The 20,959-nt window shown below is 54.9% G+C and carries 15 protein-coding genes; 10 read left to right on the plus strand and 5 right to left on the minus strand.

Annotation, left to right across the window (positions count from 1 at the left end):
- Positions 1-311 precede the first annotated feature (311 nt).
- The 4 genes from I7X13_RS07590 to I7X13_RS07605 all read left to right on the plus strand — a co-directional run bounded on the left by I7X13_RS07590 (position 312) and on the right by I7X13_RS07605 (position 5,399).
- The gene (locus tag I7X13_RS07590) at positions 312-3,170 is read left to right on the plus strand and encodes a CehA/McbA family metallohydrolase (RefSeq protein WP_198075003.1); all 2,859 of its coding nucleotides are present in this window, start codon (positions 312-314) and stop codon (positions 3,168-3,170) included.
- A gap of 192 nt (positions 3,171-3,362) precedes the next feature.
- The gene (locus tag I7X13_RS07595) at positions 3,363-4,037 is read left to right on the plus strand and encodes a hypothetical protein (protein WP_198075004.1); all 675 of its coding nucleotides are present in this window, start codon (positions 3,363-3,365) and stop codon (positions 4,035-4,037) included.
- A 104-nt stretch (positions 4,038-4,141) separates the two neighbouring features.
- Complete coding sequence (locus tag I7X13_RS07600; protein WP_198075005.1) at positions 4,142-5,098, plus strand: HNH endonuclease; 957 nt, start codon at positions 4,142-4,144, stop codon at positions 5,096-5,098.
- A 115-nt stretch (positions 5,099-5,213) separates the two neighbouring features.
- The gene (locus I7X13_RS07605) at positions 5,214-5,399 is read left to right on the plus strand and encodes a hypothetical protein (RefSeq protein ID WP_198075006.1); all 186 of its coding nucleotides are present in this window, start codon (positions 5,214-5,216) and stop codon (positions 5,397-5,399) included.
- An 8-nt stretch (positions 5,400-5,407) separates the two neighbouring features.
- Here I7X13_RS07605 and I7X13_RS07610 read toward each other — a convergent pair whose 3' ends face one another.
- From I7X13_RS07610 to I7X13_RS07630, 5 genes are all read right to left on the minus strand, one after another.
- Positions 5,408-6,511, minus strand: coding sequence for a DUF6236 family protein (locus I7X13_RS07610; protein ID WP_198075007.1), 1,104 nt, complete (start codon positions 6,509-6,511; stop codon positions 5,408-5,410).
- 139 nt (positions 6,512-6,650) lie between these two features.
- A complete protein-coding gene (locus I7X13_RS07615; RefSeq protein ID WP_198075008.1) occupies positions 6,651-8,552 on the minus strand; it encodes an ATP-binding protein in 1,902 nt (633 codons plus the stop codon).
- 4 nt (positions 8,553-8,556) lie between these two features.
- Positions 8,557-9,033 (minus strand): ABC-three component system middle component 5, encoded by a 477-nt coding sequence (locus I7X13_RS07620; protein WP_198075009.1) that lies wholly within the window; start codon positions 9,031-9,033, stop codon positions 8,557-8,559.
- Position 9,034: 1 nt separating this feature from the next.
- Positions 9,035-9,634: an ABC-three component system protein gene (locus I7X13_RS07625; protein ID WP_198075010.1), complete on the minus strand. Its 600-nt coding sequence runs from the start codon at positions 9,632-9,634 to the stop codon at positions 9,035-9,037.
- 2 nt (positions 9,635-9,636) lie between these two features.
- On the minus strand, positions 9,637-9,825 hold the full coding sequence (locus tag I7X13_RS07630; protein ID WP_198075011.1) for a hypothetical protein: 189 nt from the start codon (positions 9,823-9,825) through the stop codon (positions 9,637-9,639).
- 354 nt (positions 9,826-10,179) lie between these two features.
- Here I7X13_RS07630 and I7X13_RS07635 point away from each other — a divergent pair, with 354 nt between their 5' ends.
- The 6 genes from I7X13_RS07635 to I7X13_RS07660 are packed head-to-tail and all read left to right on the plus strand — an operon-like array spanning position 10,180 to position 20,930.
- Positions 10,180-12,294, plus strand: a complete 2,115-nt coding sequence (locus I7X13_RS07635; RefSeq protein ID WP_198075012.1) for a class I SAM-dependent DNA methyltransferase — start codon at positions 10,180-10,182, stop codon at positions 12,292-12,294.
- The gene (locus I7X13_RS07640) at positions 12,291-13,565 is read left to right on the plus strand and encodes a restriction endonuclease subunit S (RefSeq protein ID WP_198075013.1); all 1,275 of its coding nucleotides are present in this window, start codon (positions 12,291-12,293) and stop codon (positions 13,563-13,565) included. The genes I7X13_RS07635 and I7X13_RS07640 overlap by 4 nt, the downstream gene beginning before the upstream one ends.
- Before the next feature lie 46 nt (positions 13,566-13,611).
- Positions 13,612-16,983 carry a type I restriction endonuclease subunit R gene (locus I7X13_RS07645; protein WP_198075014.1) on the plus strand — a complete coding sequence of 1,124 codons (3,372 nt, stop codon included), beginning with the start codon at positions 13,612-13,614 and terminating at the stop codon, positions 16,981-16,983.
- Positions 16,984-17,020: 37 nt separating this feature from the next.
- Entirely contained in the window at positions 17,021-18,082 is a 1,062-nt protein-coding gene (locus tag I7X13_RS07650) for a hypothetical protein (protein ID WP_198075015.1), read from the plus strand.
- Between the two features lie 28 nt (positions 18,083-18,110).
- Positions 18,111-19,859: a DUF262 domain-containing protein gene (locus I7X13_RS07655; protein ID WP_198075016.1), complete on the plus strand. Its 1,749-nt coding sequence runs from the start codon at positions 18,111-18,113 to the stop codon at positions 19,857-19,859.
- Positions 19,860-19,892: 33 nt separating this feature from the next.
- Positions 19,893-20,930, plus strand: a complete 1,038-nt coding sequence (locus tag I7X13_RS07660; protein ID WP_198075017.1) for an HNH endonuclease — start codon at positions 19,893-19,895, stop codon at positions 20,928-20,930.
- Positions 20,931-20,959 lie beyond the last annotated feature (29 nt).

Below are 20,959 nucleotides of genomic sequence, written 5' to 3' on the forward strand. Positions count from 1 at the left end.
GGCCCTTTACGATATTCTAAAGGGCCTTTTATTTATTTCTGGGGGACAATCATAGGGGGTAATCTAGTTAAATGCGTTCCTCTAGAATAGCGTCGAACGAAGCATATTCTCCTACGGCCTATTTAAAAGGCCCCCTGCATCACGCAGAGGGCCTTTTTTGTTTATCAGGGTACACAATAGGATGCATAGCGGTCTTTTATTCTTTCCTCTCCGCGAGAAGGAATATTGTGTTTTTAGAACGCGCACTGTCTGCGTATCGCCTAAAAATCCGTCAAACGCGTAAAGTAGAGCGACTAACCTTATGTTTCTCTATGTTACTATCTGTTACTCTTCGCCGCTGGCTCATCAGCGGGTTCTCGCTGCTGGCTCCGGCAGCCGTGCTGGCTCAGGCGCAGGTTCCTACCCTGCTCGATGACTTCAACCGGGCGGACAGTCCGACCGTGGGCGCGGGCTGGGTCGAGACAGAAACCACGGCCGGGACCGGCGCGGCCATCGTGAGCAACCAGCTAAAGCTGAGCAGCGGGGTGTTAGGCAAGGATTTCGTGGCACGGGACGTGTCAGGCCGCTACAGCCCGGTGCTGCGGCAGAATGCCGACCAGCTTACCTGGCTCTTCAACATGCAGCAGTCGCGGCCCAATCCGTCGGGGTTCGGGCCCAATAACTACGGGGCGGCGTTTGTGCTGGCCGGCAGTTCGTCGGACCTGACGACGGGCAACGGGTACGCGGTGGTGTATGGCAATTCGGGCGCGCCCGACAGCCTCAAGCTGGTGCGCTACACGGGCGGGCTCATCGGGCCGGGCAACCTGCGCACGCTGGCGGCGGTGAGCGTGCCGGTGGCGACCGGGGCGTTGACTGGGCCGGCGCACACGGTGCGGGTGCTGTACGCGCCGGACGAGGACAACTGGACGCTGGAGGTGAGTGCCAACACGGCCACGTTTGACGACCCGACGACGGCCACGTTCGTGCGCATCGGGGTGCGGAAGGACTCGGCGTTTGCGGCGACTCCCCTGCCCTGGGTGGGCTGCTTCTGGAACCACGCCACCACGGCGGCGGAGAATGCCGTTTTTGATAACATCTACGTGACGGCGCCCTGTACGCTGGGGCCGGAGCCCACGCAGGGGGCCAGCGCGCCGGTGGCGACGGGCCTGACCACGACGGGGGCCACGCTGAGCTGGACGGCCGGCAACGGCACGGGGCGCATTGTGGTGGTGCGGCGGGCCAGCACGGCGGCTACTGCGCCGACGGATGGCAGCGTGTACAACGGCAACGCCGCGTTTGGCAGCGGCTCGGCGCTGGGGACGGGTGGGTTTGTGGTGTATGCCGGGACGGGCACGACGGTGAACGTGACCAACCTGCAGCCTGGCACGGCTTACGCCTACCAGGTGTACGAGCTGCTGGGCACGGGCTGCACGACCAACTACCTGCAGGCGACGCCGGCGAGCGGCACGTTTACCACGGCGCCGTGCGTGCTGGCCAGCTTCCCGACGCAGGATGCCACCAATGCCACGGCCGTGGCGGCGGGGCGTAACGGGGCGACCGTGAGCTGGACGCCGGGCAACGGGACCAACCACCTAGTGGTGGTGCGGCCGAATTCCTCGACGCTGACGCTGCCGAGCTCGGGCGTCGGGTACACGGGCAATGCGGCCTATGGCGGCGGGAGTGCGCTGGGCAGCGGCTTCGTGGTGTACGCGGGGGCCGGGGCGACCAGCGTGACGGTGACCAATCTGGTGCCCGGCCAGTCGTACCGCATCGAGGTGTACACCTACAACGGCACGGGCTGCTCGGCGGCGTACACGACTTCCTTCTTTGCCAATGTGACTTACACCGTGCCGGTGCCGCCGGTGGGGACGCTGCTGCCCTTCCGCGGGAACATTCACGCGCACAGCAGCTACTCGGATGGCAACCAGGACGGGACCTTGACGACGCCCCTGCAGGACTTTCAGTACGCGGCGGCCTCGCTGCATACGGACTTTCTGGGCATCTCGGAGCACAACCACAGCCAGGCGGGCATGAGCCTGCCGAACTACGCGCGCGGCCTGCAGCAGGCCGACCAGGCGACGACGTCCGGCTTCGTGGCGCTGTATGGCATGGAGTGGGGCGTGATTTCGGGCGGGGGCCACGTGGTGGTGTACGGCGTGAACCAGCTGCTGGGCTGGGAGGCGGGCAACTACGACGTGTTCGTGGCCAAGAACGACTACCAGAGCCTGTTCCGGGAAATCAACCGGCGGCCGGGCGCGTTTGCCACGCTGGCCCACCCCAATCGGACGGACTACAGCAACCTGGCCGGGACGGCGTTCAGCCCCCGGGCCGACTCGGCCATTGTGGGCACGGTGCTGCGCTCGGGGCCAGCCACGTCGACCAATACCAGCTACACGAATCCGTCGCGGGGCAGCTACACGCCGTACTTCCAGACGCTGCTGGCCAAGGGCTACCACGTGGGCGTGACACTGGACCACGACAACCACAACACGACTTTTCTGCGCACGACGCCGGCCCGGCTGGTGGTGCTGGCCCCGGCCCTGACCAAGGCCGACCTGCTGGATGCGCTGCGGCAGCGGCACTTTTATGCGTCGGATGACTGGAACGCGGAGGTGACCTTTACGCTCAACAGCCAGCCGATGGGCAGCGTGTTTGCCGACCAAGCCGCGGCCTCAATGACAATAAACGTGAGCGATGCCGACAACGAGCCGGTGAGTTCGGTGCAGGTGTTGCGTGGGGTACCCGGCAACGGCACCAAGCCGGTGGTGGTGGCCACGGCAACGGCCGGGGCGACGGCACTGAGCTACGTGGACCCACAGAGCGTGAACACGACGGCCTATTACTATGCAGTGATTTCGCAAGCGGACGGGGACAGCATTGTTACCTCGCCTATCTGGTACACGCGGCGCATTATAACGGCCACGACGCCCGGTGCTGAGGAGCTGGCGTTGGCGGTGTTCCCGAACCCCACGGCGGGCACGGCGACCCTGTCGTACTACTTACCGGTGGCCAGTGCGGTGCGGGCGGAAGTGTATGACGCGGTTGGTCGTAAGGTGGTGAGCTTAGCAGCTGACGAGCGGCAGGTGGCGGGGCCGCATACGCTGGCGGTGCCAGCGCTGGTTCCGGGACTGTACACGGTGCGGGTGAGGCACGAGGGTGGAGTGGTTTACCGCAAGCTGGTGGTGGAGTAAGCCAGTAGGCACAAAGAATGCCCACCTTAGTAAGCATGGAGCTTGCTGAGGTGGGCATTCTTTTATTCGGCTGTTGTAGGAGGCCTTTGAGGCCGCGGTTTCGTGTTGGGAGCAACTGAAGGGGCGGCAGCAACGGAACCGGTAGGGTGGGTCGGTTTGCATATCGGGCGGAGACAGTAATTTAGGTAGGCTATGAAAACCTATTCACCCCGCGCCGAATCGATACCGTCTACCCGGCTGCTGTATAGCCTGATGCAGGAACGGCCAGCCGTTGAAAAGCTGGTGGCCATGGGCAAAGTGTACGAGCCGCTGCTGCGGCTGATGCTAGCCTGGCCGGCGGCGGAGAAGCAGCCCACGGGCAAGGCTCTCCAGCAGCAACTGGGCATCAACTCGGCGGTGTACCGGCGGTGGCTGGAAATCTGGTCGGCCGATTTTTGGGAACTGGCCCAAGCCGAAGACACCGGCTTCCTGGACTTTTCATCGGTGGAGCATGTGTTTGAGTTGCACCACCCGGAACAAAGCGTCTGGTTTCGGTGCCGCCTGGCGGTTACGCCACGGGTCGGAGAGGCAGTGGAACTGCCCTTTGTGCTCCGGCGCTACTGGTCTACTTATTATGTGGATGCCGTACAGCATGCGTACCGCAATGGGCGCACTGAAATCTCAATCATTCTGCGGGAAGGGCGCTACAATTCGCATCTACATTATTTGCGCCACAAAGCCCGATTTGAGCATGACTACTGGACGGTAGACCAGGGCGATGACTTTGATGTAAAGAAGTATTTTCAAGAACAGGAAAAGAGGAAGAATCCGGCTGCTGCCTACGTGACTGCGGTGCGCAACGATGGACGCGGGCGTTCTGGGCGATGAAGGAGCGCTGTGTGACCCGCGCTGAATAATGAAGCAGGTTGCAAGCTTGAATACCCCTGACAAGGTAGTTTTACGCACTTGCCCATTTGCCTACACCTTTCCCATTGACGACGTTTCTACCCTACCTGGCCAAGATTACCAAGCTGAAAGTGGATGTGCGCACCGTGGCGGGGGTGCGGCTGGAGTCGCCGTACAAGCCGGCGCTGTTGCTGGCGGTGCTGGAGGGCATTGAGGAGGCGGGTATTCGGCACAACCGCATTGAGATTACGCCGGAGCTGATTGCCGCTTTCAAGGCGTACTGCCAGCTGTTAAGCCCGGGGCCGGAATACTCGGCCTGCCCGTTTCAGATGCCGTTTTTTCACTTGCAGAGCAGTGGTTTCTGGCACCTGCATGCACGGCCGGGGCGTGAGCTGGTGCTGACGTCGTCGAAGTCGGTGCGGAGCTTTGGGCACTTGCGCGATGTTATTGCTTACGCTTCGTTGGATGCGGCGCTGTGGGACTTGCTGTTGCAGCCAGTGGCCCGCGAGCAGGTGAGGCAGGCGCTGCTGGCGCGTTACTTCCCGCTGACACGGCACTATTTCCGGCCGCGGGCTGGTCAGGAAAAGCTGGATGAGCTGGGCCGGCAGATGCTGGAGGAGCCGGCGGCCATGTACAACCGGGTGATTGACGTGGCCGACGAAACCGAGGTGCTGGTGCGGAGTGCGGTGTTCGGGCGGGAAGTGCTACGGGCGTATGAGTCGACTTGCGCAGTGTCGGGGTTGCAATTGGTGAGCACCACGGGGGCCGCGCCGCTGCTGGATGCCTGCCACATCGTGCCCTGGTCGGTGAGCCGGGATGATACTATCGGGAATGGGATGGCGCTCTGCCCAAATTTACACCGGGCTTTTGACCGGCACTTGTTTTGGGTAGATGAAGATTACCGGGTGCGCGTGGCTGAAGGATTTGGTGAGCTGGGCGGGCACGATTACGGGGTGCAACGGTTTAACGGGCATCAGCTGCGGCTGCCGAAATTACGGGCGTTGTGGCCGCTGGTGGAGAACCTGGCGGCACAGAGGAAGTGAGCCGTTGACTAATTCGTAAGCTTATCGAAAGGCTTTTCCAGAGTTTGATGCGCTCAGGCGTGGCTTTGCCAGCTATCCGATGCTGCTGGAATAGTGACCGACCACCGCTAAGCTGGTGGAATACGTGGTGCGACTATTTCAGCGGCAGCTGCTGGGGCTTGCGGCGTCCGTGGGACTTATGAACGTGGCGCTGGTGGTGCGTATGGCCTTGGCGCAAACCAGCATGCCGAAAGAAAAAGACGATGCTTCGGAATGGCGCAGGAAGTTGGGTAATGAATTTCTAAAGTATCTCCCAGGTTAGTAGTTGAATTAATTATAACGGCTAATAAACCCAGCCTTTTGAGCATAATAGACATATGAAAATGCACTTTCCCGCAACCTTACTCTCCTCTTGTTGCTAGCATCAATATAATTACCAGCTAATTCTATAGCTCCTATTGCGGCAACACCAAGTGCTTCTGTTGCAACCGGAATATCGAATAAACTCGTTTGAGAATTAACTAGAGCGCCAATTGCTGCAAAAGATGTTGGTGACTTTAAATTGATAAGAGATTTGAAAGACTTAAAAACGTGTTCAATTCTCGAATCACTCAAGGCTTTATCCAAGTCTTTGACACCATTCATTAATGTTTCGTGAAAATCTATAGCAATTTCTTTCATTTCAGAATTGGATGTCACCTTAGCTGCCTTTGACTCGAAGGCTGATATATTCTTGTTGAAATGGCTCAAATTATCCTTTCTAAGCCTTTTGAATTTGATTATCTCTTCGAATGGAACGTTACTATTTGGCGTGGGCATAATATTATGAAGGCTTAGGCTCATGATTTGAATTCCAGTCCTTCTATTATCAGCCTTAAAGTTTAATTTTTCATAGCCTGCATTGTCTGTACCTATTACTGTATAGTTGTCAGCGGCATCAGCAAGATATTTGGCGAGCAGAGACATATAAAGCATTGCTACACTGTTCTCGAAATCAATCCACTCGCTATCCTGATTTCGTTTAGCCAAACCTAGCTCTTCGAGAAATTCATAAATTCCATTATTCGTTTTATTGGAATGAATTCTTGAACTATTCCCAACTTTATTACTGTGAATTTTAATACTATGTGACCCAGCACGACGTTTTAAAAAACCTTGAAATTCGTCGCTTCGAACTGTTTCTTTAAACTCTACTTGGAACGCTTCAAAAGCTTCCCAATTATCTGGTTTATCAGTTAGCTCTTCTGGTTTAACAGGTCTGAACTGCTCTTCGTCCATTAAGTAGTGGATTTCGGGAGACAACTCCAATAAAAGTTCATTATCCCAACTTTTGGGCACTATTGAACTAACCTCATCCCAATATAACAAAGCGTGCCTCAGCCAATCTGCTCGTGGAATATCAATCGTAGGGTAGTATAGTATTGTTCTTTTCATGCGTAGGGTGAAAGCCTCGGTTAAGAAATCTAAGACCAGTCATTAAAAACCCTTGGCTTGGCGGCAGAGTCATTACGCCTAGCGTACCTAGGAGAAGGTGATTTGGTGATTATAATCACTAAGTGAATCACCTGAAATACTAAGCTGATTTCAGCTTCAGCGTTTTATTTTCTGGACCATAGAATTCGCCGATGCAATACTTGTCAACGTTCAGCGACTCATCTATCATAGAGGTCGAAAAAATAATCTGGTGCTCAACGTCGAACTGCTCCGAGAGGGAAACAACACTCCGCTGAAATCTTTTGCTGCGCTCAGGCTGCATGCCCTTATCTTCCATGTTATCGCACATAACTAGGCGAGGGTAACGGAAGAAGGGATTTTCTAGCGAGGCAAAGAAAATCCCAAAAAGCGCGCAATTCTTAGCGTAGACTACGGAGCTAGCAGAGAAGTTATTTCGACCGTCGACGGCAAATGTGTTTTTAGAAAAGTCGACCTCTACACGGCTGGCATTGGCAAAACCGGCTTCATAATGGCCATCCTGTTTAAGCAGGCTGACGGCGAATCTGCTAATTGAATTAAGCGCAATCGATGAGTTACGGCGTTGCTTTTCGTGTTTCAATTGGATGATATCATCTAATTCCGCAATCTGTCGCTTGGCATCTTCAATTTTGCGCCGGGCAGCATCCAGCAGCTTCATTACATTGATTTGCTGTTCCAGAAACTGACGCTGTGCCTGCAGATTCCCTTTTCTAATGAGAAGCTTATCAATCTGTTCATCTCGGGAAGACTGGCTTTTGTTGATAAACGCATCGTAGTTGCGTTGTAAAAGCCTGGCGTTTGAGCGAAGGTTCGGGATAGCATTTTCGAGCAGCTCTTTTCTGGAAATCTTGTCGACCAGTAATCCAGTTGATTCTTTTAATTGGAGTTCGAGTTCTTGGCGCATACGCATGGCCTGCGTCTGCTTGGCCTCGGGGGGAAGGGGCTGGTCACACAGGATGCAATTATTTTCTGGCTGCTGGTCCCGAACTAATGCTTCTAAGCAGTGTGGGCATTGGGTGATGGGCAATTGCCCTAGAATTCGGCGGGTTTCAATTGACTCATTGAGGGCCGAAACCCGATGCTTTAAGCTGGCAATAAAGTCTTCGGAATCCTGTACATCCAAAACGATTTTTTCGAGCTCCTGCAAGGAACTACCGAGGGCGTTTTTGGCATCCGACAGGGTTTTATTGAGCTCGGCAACATTTGTGTCAATCTTCTTGACTTTTAAGGTTGTGCTATCGGCTGCAACCTGCGCGTTGATGGAATCAACTTCCTGCAGAAGCTCCTGAAGCTGAATTTCCAGCTCGCTAATTGTTGTAGACTGGCCAGCCACCTTCATTACGGAAAGCAACCCACGGTGCTCACTCGTGTAATCGGCCAACTCTTTTTGCAGACGGCTGCGGTTTATCTGGGCGCTGTACAGCTCATTATCATAGATGCCCAACAGCAAATCACCAGTAGCCTTGCGGGTAAGCGGCGGGTCAAACTTCTCGTCTATCATCAACGACGTGAAGTTGGTGGCTTGGTCGATAAAGAGCAGGCGCAACACCTGGTGCATGGTGATATTGCTTTCGTCTTCGGTCTTGACCTCGGGAAAGCCAATCGCCCGGAACATTAACTGCGAAAAGCTTTCCTTGGTGGCCGTACGGCGGCCTCCGTATTCTTCCCAGCCGATTGCCGAAGCTAATGCTTCAGGGAGAGGCCCCCAGAAAATATCAATTGGTGGCGGGTATACAGCTATTTTGCGGCGCAGTGTGAAGACAGCGCCAAATGTTTCAACTTCGGCATACACGTCATCGCAGGACTTTGCGTCTTCGGTCCACTGGGTGTACTCGCCGCCCAGGACGTAGAACAGCATGTTCATCACCGTGGATTTGCCGGAGCCATTTTCGCCGCGGATGATGTTCACGCCACGATGAAACGAAGCTTGAAATACTTGCTTCCCAGCCTTATAAACTTGAAGCTCTCGAACGAAGAGGCTTGGGGCGAGCTTTTGCATCATGCACCTAGAATAATTTAGAACGTTCTTTTAGCCCAATCGAGCCTTCGTAAGGCATTTTGAGCAGCACTTGGTTGACAAACTCGGCCAGCACAGCGTTTTCTATCGGCTGAGAAACAAGCATATCGATTTCCTCACCAAAAAATTTATCGGAGAGCTTAACCTCACCCTTGCGATACAGAAGAGGGTCGATAAAAGCGTAGGCAGACATTGCCTGGAGGGCAGAGTCCTGGTAGCCTTGCAGCTGGCGGAACACAATTGGCCCGTTGTAGACGTCCTCGTAGGGGTTAACCTTGAAAAGCTTGCGGTAGCTTCTGTACTCTAAGGGCAACTGCATCTTGGTTATCTCACCTGGAAAGACCACGAAATAATCAATCAGCTTGATGTGTTCGGTGGCGTAACTTTTATCCTTGGTGAGATAGAGCAGTTTGAGGAATCGGCAGACGGCATGGTATAGGTCGAAGGCAGGGTGGTAGACTAGCATGTTAGTGCCATTTTATGTGGCAATTCCCTGTCAGAAAGTAAAGCATGCCGCATATTTCGTCCTTATACAAGTCGAGTACGTTGCTGCCAAGCTTCTCTTCCAAGTAGATGTACACATGCTCTTCGACGAGGTACATGACCTGCTGCGCTGGTAGTCCAGCTACGATGGAGGGGTAAACGTGTTGCTCAAAACAAGCATACGTTTCGACCAGCAAAATAGCATACATTTTCTGCGCAGCCTCGGAAAACTGGTGTTTTGTGAGGTGTTTTACGAACATTTCCTTGGTCTTGACGGCGAAGCCATAAAGGGAGCTGTAGCCTCCCAGAACCAGTTTTTGCTCCAAACCAATGACTTCTACCTCGTCCTCCGCCAAAGTGGAGTAGTGTTCGAGCTTGTCAATCAGGGGCCGGTGGCCACCCAAATTTTGCGCGCGCTCCTCCAGGTACTGCATGCCCAGCTCGACCAGCTTGTTGCTCCAAGCGGCGCTACGACTAGAATAGTTGTTGATAGTCGTTTCGTGGCGAATGTCACGGCCGGCGTTGTCGCGGCCAGCACGTATGTCATCCTGGGACGTGCGAGTGCCCGGCGGTACTCCGAACATCTCTACTTCGTGTTCTTGTTGATGTCGCCACCCGCCACGTCGCCGCCGGCGCGGATGTTTTTCTGCGTCACATCATTGATGCGGCCAGAGTTGTGTGTATTACGATTCTGAATGACTTTGAAAGTAATAACGGCACCTGCTGCAAGAAGCGCGACTACAGCCAGCAGAATTTTGGTAAGATTGTCGTCCATAACAAGGGCGCGGAGGAAAGGAAATCGGAGGGGAATGCTAAGCGTTTGCTACCCAATCCATTTGCCAGAGTAGAACAAATGGGGGCCTAAAGCCAAGCGGATAAGCGGTGGTTGTTACCACGGAGTAGCTTATACTTGCTGTATAATCGACAGTGGTTGCCACAAAGTAACTATACTTTTTCCAGAATGAGTACACCGTTGCTGATATGAGTCACTTTTGGTGCCTCATGTTAACAGCGTTACACAGCCGAGGGTATTGAGGCGTGGCCACTGCCGCAGTGCTAGCGAATGCCGCAAGCACTTGGTTTTCAAAATTATGAATCAACATTAGTGGATACGATATTATTTGACCGGGTGCCTCGTCCCCAAACGTTTGAGGAGGACTTGTGGAAGGCAGCCGACCAGCTGCGGGTAAAAAGCAAGCTAAAGTCGAGCGAGTACGCGGCCCCACTGCTGGGGCTGTTTTTTCTGCGATACGCCACCAACCGGTTTGAGAAGCTGCGGCTCAAGGCGGAGGCGCAGTTTGAGGAACAGACGGGGCGCAACCTGCTCACACGGGAGCAGATTTACACCCTCCTGATTGGCTACCGGCTGCCCGACGAGGCGCACTTTGACAAGGCACTGGTGGACCTGCCACGGGGCACCAACGTGCAGGAAAAAGTGGTGACGGCCATGCAGGCTTTTGAAGATGCCAACAACGTGGGGCTGACGGCGGGCCAGGACCCGCTGCGGCTGCCGCAGACGGCGTACCGCAATATTCCGGACGACGTGCTATCTGACATTATCCGCACGGTGGCCAAGGTACAGGCAGCGGAGGGCGACGTGTTCGGGCAGATTTACGAATACTTCCTGGGCAAGTTTGCGCTGAGCGAAGGGCAGAAGGGCGGCGAGTTCTACACGCCTACTTCGGTGGTGCGGCTGATAGTGGAGATACTGGAGCCACACACGGGGCTAATACTGGACCCGGCCTGCGGCACGGGGGGCATGTTTGTGCAGTCGGCCAAGTTTGTGCGGAGCCACGAGGCGAAGGGGCACCTATCGATATACGGGCAGGAAAAGGTGCGCGAAACGGCAGAGCTGGCGCGGCTAAACCTGTTTGTGAACGGGTTGAAGAGCGACGTTCGGAACGTGGTAACGTCGCTGGCCGATACGGCCTACGAGGGCGACTACGCCGACACGGCGGGCAAGTTTGACTTCGTGATGGCCAACCCGCCGTTCAACGTGGACGGAGTGGGCGCGGCTGACGTGAACGGCCACCAGCTGTTTACCACCTACGGGCCGAAGCTGGCCGAGAAGGGCAAGGGCAAAACGGCCGAAACCTATGGCAACGCCAACTACCTGTGGGTGTCGCTGTTTGCAACGGCCTTGAAGCCCACGGGGCGGGCGGGCTTCGTGATGCCCAACTCGGCGAGCGACGCACGCGGGGCCGAAGCAGAGGCCCGTGCCAAGCTGGTGGACGCCGGCATGGTGGATGTGATGGTGACCGTGGCCTCAAACTTCTTCTACACGGTGACCCTACCGGTGACGCTGTGGTTTCTGGACCGGGCGAAAACCGACGAGACTCATCCGCGCCATGACCAAATGCTGATGCTAGATGCGCGGCGCACCTACCAGCAGGTAACGCGCAAGCTGCGCGTGTTCACGGAGGCGCAGCAGCAGAACCTGACGGCGGTGGTGTGGCTGTACCGGGGCGAAACGGACAACTTCCGGGCCTTGCGGCAGCGCTACCTGGCGGCGCTGAAGGCATGGCGCGACACGGAGATAACCGACGACGCGGGCGAAACGCCGGTGACGTACCGGGGCATGGCGGCGCAGCGCGAAGCTTACGCCAACGCCCTGGTAGCCCTGGCCAGCCGGGCGGCCGACTGGAGGGCCGGCGTGGAAATGCTGCTGAGCGACGCGGCGCGGGAAGCCTTGCTGCCGCCCTACTGGGTTGAAGAGCTGGACGCGCTGCTGGCCCTGACGGGCGAGGCGCTGCCCGTCGACAAGGCGGGCGTGCAGGCGCTGGGGCAGCGGGCCGAGGCGCTGGTGAACTTCGCCGAAAAGAGCCTGCGGCCCGAGAAGGACAAGACCTGGGCGGGAGCCGGCCTGCGCGGGCTGCTGAAGCGGGCGGCCGAAGCCCGGGAGCTGCTGCTGTTTGTGCTGGAGCGGTGCGCGTACTTCGAGGCGCAGTTGGCGTGGCTGGATGGGCACTTCCCGGACGGGGAATACCGCGACGTGGAGGGGCTATGCTACCGGGCCAGCCGGGCCGACATTGCCAAGCAGCAGTACTCGCTTAACCCCGGCCGCTACGTGGGCGTGGCGCTGGAAGACGACGGGCGCACGCCGGAGGAGTTCCGCGAGTTTGTGGAAGCGCAGGCCGCCGACCTGGCGCGGCTACACCAGGAAGCCGACCAACTGCAAAGCGAGTTGGCTCAAGATATGGTGATACTGTTTATGGACGTTGTACGGGAGGAGGCAGCAGTATGAAATGGCCTGAGGTAGAGCTTGGAGAAGCGGTTGTATTCGGCCCAAAAACAAAGTTGCAGAAAGGCCAACCGTATGCCTTTGTCGGGATGCAAGACATTAATCCGATTGATAATTTCGTCTACTCTTATTCAGACGAGATATTCGACGGACAAGGCGGCGCAAAATTCAGCAACGGTCAGATTCTGTTTGCTAGAATTACACCGTGCTTAGAAAATAGAAAAATTGCGCAAGTCAAACTAGGAGAAGGAGGCACAGGGTTTGGGTCAACGGAGTTTTTTGTTTTTGATGAAAAAGAAGAAGTCAGTGACATAAACTATCTGCTTTATTTATTAAAAACGGACTACGTAATCAATCATGCTATTGGTAGCATGGTCGGCGCGAGTGGTCGGCAACGTGCTGACTGGCAGTATTTCAAAAACATTAAAATACCCTTGCCTCCATTACATCTGCAACGGCAGATAGCGGCGGTGTTAGGGCGCTACGACTCACTGCTGGAGAACTACCAGGTGCAAATAGCAACGTTACAAGCGTTGGCGCATGAGGTGTACCGGGAATGGTTTGTGCGCGGGCGCGGGCTGGGAGTAATAGTTGGGGTTGAGAAAGAATTACCAGTAGGATGGCGAAAAGGAAAGCTACGCGAGGTATTAGATTTCTATATCGGCGGAGGCTGGGGTCAAGACGAACCCGATGACGCCCACACAGTAGGCGGCCACGTCGTGCGTGGCACAGACATTCCGAACCTGAAAAAGGGCCAGGTAAATCTAGATGTGTACCGCTACCACAAAGCATCTAATATGGCCAGCCGGGAGCTACGGGCAGGCGACATTGTATTTGAGGTGTCGGGCGGCAGTACAGACCAAGGCCTGGGTCGCAACGTGCTGATTACCGATGAAGCCCTGGCAAAATTCGGGGACAAGGTGATGCCGGCGAGCTTTTGTAAGCTAATCAGGGCAGACCAAGTGAAAATCAGCCCCTATTACCTGCAACAGCTGCTTGACCATTTGCTTGAAACGCAAGAAATGGCACAGTTTGAAGTGCAGAGCACGGGCATCAGCAACTTTCAGTTTGAGGACTTTATCGACTACCAGCCGGTAATTATTCCGGCGATGGAGGCGATGAATCGATTTGATAAGCTGGTCGGTCCAATGTACAAGAAAATCGGAATCCTGAGTACCCAAATGGCGACCCTCCGCGCCACCCGCGACGCGCTATTGCCCCGGCTATTGAGTGGCCAGCTGGCAGTTGAGGCTTTGGAAACCGCAGAAATTTAGCAGTCGCACCTAGTTCGTATTTATTGATTGTTTTTCTACCCAAAACATGGCTTTTATTTCAGAAGACGACATCGAGCGGGCATCCGTGAAGGTGTTGATGGAGGAGCTCCACTACGATGAGCACCTGAACCTGTATGACCTGCACCTGAAAGACGAGGTGGCAGCAAATGCCAAGTTTGGGCGGGCCGACTCGCGGGACGTAGTGCGGTTGGGGCAACTGCGGGCCAGCCTACAGAAGCTGAACCCCCACGCCCCGGCCGCGGTGCTGGCCGAGGCGGAACGGCAGCTGACGGAAATCAAGCCCGGCAATACGTTTGACCGCAACAAGGCGGTGACGAAGCTGCTGCAAGATGGCGTGAGCCTGCCAGGAGCCAAAAACGCGGCGGGCGAATCCGTGAACACGCGGGTGCGGTACGTGGATTTTGACCACCCGGCCAACAACCACTTCGCGGTGGTGCAGCAGCTGACAATACGCGGCAAGAAGACACGGCGGCCCGACCTGCTGGTGTTTGTGAATGGCTTGCCGCTGGTGTTCGTGGAGCTAAAAAACAGCACGGAGGAAACCCGCCAAGCCTACGACAAGAACCTGACCGACTACCGGCGCGACATCGAGCGGCTGTTTGACTTCAACCTGGTGGTGGTGCTGAGCAATGCCCTGGTGACGAAGGTGGGCAGCCACACGTCGGACTGGGAGCATTTCTTTAACTGGGAGCGGGATGATGAGGAAGAGCCGGCCGCCGTGGCGAAAGGCGAAGTAGACGTGGTGCGGGTGATGCAGACGTTATTTCAGAAAGAAACGCTGCTGGATTTGCTCGACAACTTCGTGTTGTTCTACGCCGGCCGGCAGAAGATAGTAGCTAAGAACCACCAGTACCTGGGCGTGAACCTAGCGGTGGACGCCTTAACTCGTCGGCAGGAGCTGGCGGGCAAGCTGGGGGTGTTCTGGCACACCCAGGGCTCGGGCAAGAGCTTTTCGATGGCCTACTTCGTGCAGAAGGTGCGGCGCACGGTGCCGGGAGGCGCGGAGCTGAAGTTTGTGATGGTGACGGACCGCGACGACCTGGAGGAGCAGCTGTGGAAGACGTTTGTACGGGCCGGGATGCTGAGCGACGACCGCAAGGCCCCCGAATCCCGCGCCAAGAGTGGCGAACACCTGGGCAAGCTGGTGCGGGCGGACGCACCGGTCATGTTTACGCTGATACAGAAGTTTAAGAATCCGAGCGGGCGCGGCGGGGCGGGCTTTCCGCAGCTGACGCCAGCCGCCGATTCAGGACTAAAAGGGGGCGAAAGCAACTACGTGGTGCTGGTGGATGAGGCGCACCGGAGCCAGTACAACGACCTGGGCGAGAACCTGCGCCGGGCGTTTCCGGGGGCCAGCTATCTGGCCTTCACGGGTACTCCCCTGCTCGACGCGGTGCAGACGACACGGGAATGGTTTGGGGGCTACGTGAGCCAGTACAACTTTCAGCAGAGTGTGCTGGATGGCTCGACGGTGCCCCTGTTCTACCACAACCGGGTGCCGAAGATGGAGCTGCAAAACGATGCGCTCAACGAGGAGTTTGCGGAGATAATGGCCGATGAGGAACTGAGTGAGGAGCAGCAGGAAACTCTGACGCGCAAGTACGCCAGCGTGATGACGGTGCTGACTGACAGTGACCGTCTGGATGCAGTAGCGCAGGATATTGTGGGCCACTTCCCCAACCGGGGCTACCTGGGCAAGGGCATGGTGGTGAGCCTGGATAAACCTACGGCGGTACGGATGTACGACAAAGTGCAGGCCCGCTGGAAGCTGAAGCAGCGCGAGGTGCAGAAGGCGCTGAACGCAGCGGCCGACGGTAGCGAAGAGCAAGCAGAGCTAAAGCGGCGGCGTAAGTGGATGCAGGAAACGCAAATGGCCGTCATTGTAAGTGAGGAGGCCGAGGAAGAGCAGAAGTTTGACCGGCTAAGTCTGAATATCCGGCCGCATCGGGAGCTGATGAACAAAACCTGGGGCGACGACCACCAGACGATAGAAGACCGGTTTCGGGACCCTACCGACAAGCTGCGGCTGGTGTTTGTGTGCGCTAAATGGCTGACGGGGTTTGACGCGCCAACGATTTCGACGCTGTATCTGGACAAGCCACTGCAAAACCACACGCTGATGCAAACCATCGCCCGCGCCAACCGGGTGGCGGTGGCGCTGGATGCGAATGGCCACGTAGCGACGGACACCACCCTCTACCCGATTGCCAAGACGAATGGGCTCATCATGGACTACTACGGGCTAATGGACAGCAAGCGGCTGGAAAAGGCCCTGGTGCAGTACGCGAGCACGAAGCGAGTAGGTAGTGAGGGTGAGCCGGAAGGGCCCAAAGTGCCAGTGGAGGGCTTCGAGGTACTCCTAAGCTACCTGGACGCGGCGATTGAGGAGGCGGTTAAGTTTCTGGCAAAGCAAGGACTGAGCTTGGACGAAGTGCTGAAGAGCGGGGCCACGTTTGACAAGCTGGGCCAGCTGGAAGACATGGCTGACCGGCTGGTGAAGACGGAGGAATTGAAGAAGGAATTTGGGGTGTACCAAACGGCGGTTACGTCGTTTTACCAAGCCTGCAAGCCGAATATTCTGACCGAGGAGCTATTGGTGGGCGGCGGGCCATACAAGGGCCGGTACCGGCGGCTGAAGGACGCGCTGGAGTACGTGCGCCGCATCATGCAGCAAGGCCAGGGCGACAGCAGTGACCTGGACGATGCTCACAAGCGGGTGCGGGAGTTGATTGACCCGTCTATCGTGGCGCAGGGCGACGGCAAAGGCTACCATATCGAGGCGCAGGGCCAGGAGCTGGATTTGAGCGGCATAGACCTGGAGAAGCTGCAGGAGCGTTTCAACACACGGCCCCACAAGAACCTGGCGATAGCAGACATGGTAGCATTTCTGACCGATAAAGTGCAGGGGCTACTGAGTCGCAACGTGAGCCGGGTGGATTTGGCCGAGCGGCTGCACGAAATCATCCAGCGCTATAATACGGCCAGTAGTGACGTAACGGCTTTTTTCCAGGAGTTGAAAGCCTATACGGAAAAGCTGCAAGCCGAGGAAAAGCGGGCGGCGGCGGCCGGCTTGAGCGAATCGGAACTGGAGATTTTTGACCTGTTGTTTGTGCCGGCGCTGAAGCAAGGCGAGGAAGCCAGGGTGAAGCTGGCCGCGCAGCACTTGCTGGAAAAGCTGCGCTCGCAGGAGGCTAAGCGCACGGTAATGGCTCCGGACTGGCACAAGAATTCGCAGCTACAAAACGAAGTGCTGGTGTACATCGGGCAGGCGTTGGACGACGACGATAAAGGCCTACCGAAGGAGAGCTACCCGGACCCGGTGTTTCTGGAAAGGAGGCAGGCGGTGTTTGACCATGTGAAGAACCTGGCGACGCTGGGGAATCGGTATTGGGCTTAAATCAATTAATCGAACAAAGAATCATAAACCTGAAACAATGGCAACTCCACTACTTTTCACGCCTGAACTGATGTCAGCAGTTAAGCGCACTGAACATCAGCATTACAAAAACTACTTTCAGTACCTCATCCAGGAACCGGGTTTGGAACCCGTTAGACAACAGCTTGAAGAAGATTTACAAGCCTATCCCTCTGAACGAATTTCAAAAACACTTGGCGAAATAAAATCGCAGGACAAAAAGCAATCAATATCTGCAATTGCAGAAGTCCAGGCTTTTCGTAGGCTGAAAAAAGCCTTTACAACTGTTGAGATTGAAAAACCACTGGAAATAGTTGGAGGGAAGACGCCTGATTTCTGGGTTGATGATGCTTTAGCATTTGAGGTATTTGCTGTTTTTGATGAAGCACCATCACAGCAACACGAAATTATTTCCGCTATAAACCAGATTATCAGCGACGTTAAAGTGGTGATAAGAATTGACTTTTCTCCTGATGAAGAAGTGGACGATGAAGGGAAGCCGATTAAACAAAAGAACATCAACTTCAAACCAACTGAAATCAAAAAAGCATTCATTGAACTTTTTCAAAAGCATCCAACCCCCACTTTTAATGAACCTTTCTTTCTAAGATTCCGAGATGGCCTTATTATCAGCGGCTATTTTTGGCCTTTACCTTCTAATTATGGAGGGCCAACAGTCTTTTCGGTAATTGAGTCTTACAGTTCGAACGATGAAAGCAAGGATTATATAAAATCGATTAGAAAGCGGCTACAATCAAAACTGAGTAAATATAAATCTTTAACTGAAGAAGGCATTCCGTTGGTTGTTATTTTATATAATAAGAACCACTGGATACAAAGTCAAGATATAACCGAAGTGCTATACGGCACGCCAACATCTTTTTATGATGGTGAAAAGATAATAGAAGGCCCTACTAAAGACGGAATTATCAGGATTAACCAAAACCGTGCATTGTCTGCTGTTCTAATCAAACAAGATGATGTGAATACCCCTTTTAAACTAATAGAGAACCCTCATGCAAGGGCGCCGCTATCGGAAGAATTAAAGGCAAAAATTATTACTGCGTTCGAAATAGTTTAGTGAAAGTTCTTTTTCTCTTACCAGCAATATGAAAGCCACCGAAACAAAACTCCTAGGCCTTTTAGAGGGTCGCCAACAGTTCACCATTCCCATTTATCAACGGCCGTACAGCTGGACACTGGACGAGTGCCAGCGGCTTTTGCACGACATTCGACAAGTGGGGCAAGATGATACGCGACCTACCTATTTCATTGGGTCGGTGGTGTATTTTGAGGAAGAAGCACACGCGATAGGTACTATTCGCAACTTTCTCGTCATAGATGGGCAGCAGCGGCTTACTACCATGGTGTTGTTGTTGAAAGCCCTAGCAAACTATTTAGCACAGCATGGCGAACCTCTCCAATCAGACACCACCAGCGAAGAGCTAACCGATACATACCTGACCAACCGGCTGAAACAAGGCGACTTGTTGCAGCGGTTGTTGCTCACAAAACGCGACAAGGAAACCTTAATTGCGGTAGTGAACGGTAACCCGCTGCCCTCGCAGAAGTCAGAGCGAGTGGCGGCTAACTTCGCTTTATTCGAGCGGGAGGTAGCAGGTGACGTAGCGACGCTGTGGGAAGGAATCAAAAAGCTAATGGTCGTGAGCGTGGCGCTGCAGAGCGGCGTTGATAACCCGCAGCTAATTTTCGAAAGCCTGAACTCAACGGGCCGGCCGTTGGACCAATCAGACCTTATCCGCAATTACGTGCTAATGGGTCAACTCAAACCAGTGCAGGATGCGCTGTATGACGGGTACTGGTATCCCATGGAGGCAGCGTTTGGCGATGCCTACAGCAGCATGTTCGGAGAGTTTATGCGCGACTTCCTGACAATGAAGTTAGGCTCGACAGTGAATATCTGGACGGTGTATCAGACGTTCAAGACCGACTACGCGGCGGGACGGGTACAGGCCGAACAGGTGGAAGGTCTGGTGAAGGAGTTGTATTACCATGCTACGTATTACGTGCGGCTGCGGCAACCTGAAAAGGAAGAGCACGCCGGGCTTCGGGACGCTTTGAAGCAACTGCGCAACCTTGAAATTGGGGTGGCTTATCCATATCTGCTGAGTGCCTATGCTGCATCAGCAGCTGGGCAGATGAGCAAGGAGGGGTTAGTAGAAGTGGTACAGATGATAGAAGCCTATCTGATGCGGCGGGCGGTATGTGCGCTTCCGACAAACACGTTGAGCAACACGTTTGCCAGCTTTGGGCGGCAGCTGAACGGAGACGACTATCTGGCGAGCGTGAAGGCCCGATTCTTGAGCTTGGGTTGGGCGCGGCGTTTCCCAAAGGATGAAGAGTTTCGCCGCAGCTTTATTGAGCGGAATTCTTATCATTTCGGCAAGCGCAAGTTTCTACTATCTAATTTGGAGAACTACGGCCGCAAAGAGCGTGTGAACGTGAGCGAGTACACACTGGAGCATATCATGCCGCAAAATAAAAACCTTTCGGAGGCTTGGCAGCGGGAACTTGGCGACGACTGGGTAACGGTACACGACGAGTACCTGCACACAATAGGCAACTTGACACTTACCGGCTACAATTCCGAGATGAGTGACCGCCCGTTTGCAGAAAAGAAGGCACTAGAAGGTGGCTTTGTGGGCAGCCCTATCCGGCTAAACAAGCTTGTAGCTACGGCAACGCAGTGGAACTTGGATGCTATACTTCACCGTGCCGACGCGCTGGCGGACATAGCCGTGAAAATCTGGCCCGTTCCGACGACAGATGAACCAGTAATAACGATTGATGATGTCGAGGAAGAGCTGGTAGAGGAAAACGAGTCAATTGAGGACTAGGGGCTTCATTATTCATCGATTGATTAGTAACTAATGGAAAACCTCGACCGCTACGGTATTCTTACCTCCATCACTTGGAGCAGCACTGGCTGGACGAAACCGCTCACAAAGGAAGACTTGCAAAAGTCGAAATATGACTTTGTGCGCGATAATGGCGAGGCCGCCGACCATTTGAATTTCGGCCACGAGCTGTACCCGGCAGAAGCGGATGGCACTTACATTGGCTATAGCCCAATGCTCAACAGGAATCCACAGGTGCGTGATTTAGGGGCCATTTTCTTTTTGAGCTCTGATTACCAGCACGACAACCGCAAGTGCATTGTCGGAGTGTATGCCTTTCCTGAAATCGGGGAAACGTTGCGAAAAGCGAAGCACCCGATTTTCAAGAAATTTAACTTTGGTAACGTGCGGGCCAAGGTGGATGACATCGTGTATTTCGCCAAACCGGTGGTAATTGATGCTGAATCTGTGGTGCGAGAACAGCTACTGCCGACTGGAAAGAAGATATCGCAGCGGGGATTTAATTACTTGACGTCGGATAATGTCATCAACATCCTGCGCTTAGCAGAGCGGGGCAACCGCCGAAATGCTAAGCTGCGGGGGCTGCTGGAGAGGCTCGGGCAGGAAGAGGAGACGGATGGCGAGGGCTTGGGCGGCCTAGTTGATAACCCGGACGCGGGCACCCTGGGTGGTATCGCCGAATTGGAGGCCAAAATGCAGAAGATGAAGCCAGAGCAGAAGCGGCGGGTTTCAGTCTATATTGAACGGGGCCGCATTGCAACGCTAGCAAAGCGCCACACAGGCTACAAATGCCTCCTGTGCGAGGCGATGAAGCTTAACCCTATTGGGTTCCTGAAGGAAAACGGACAACCTTACGTGGAGGCGCACCACGTTGACCAAGTAGCAAACCTGGCGGTCGGGGCATTGGGGCTAGCGAATATCATTACGCTGTGTGCTAACCATCACAGGCAGATGCATTACGGCAATGTGGATTTGCTGAGCGCGACTAAAACGCAGTTCAAGTTTCGGGTAGATGGGAGGGATTTTGTAATCAAGAAAATCAAGGTTTGACGTAGCTGGAATTCCAACTGGCCATTATT

The sequence above is a fragment of the Hymenobacter negativus genome (assembly GCF_016056375.1).
Lineage (GTDB): Bacteria > Bacteroidota > Bacteroidia > Cytophagales > Hymenobacteraceae > Hymenobacter > Hymenobacter negativus_A.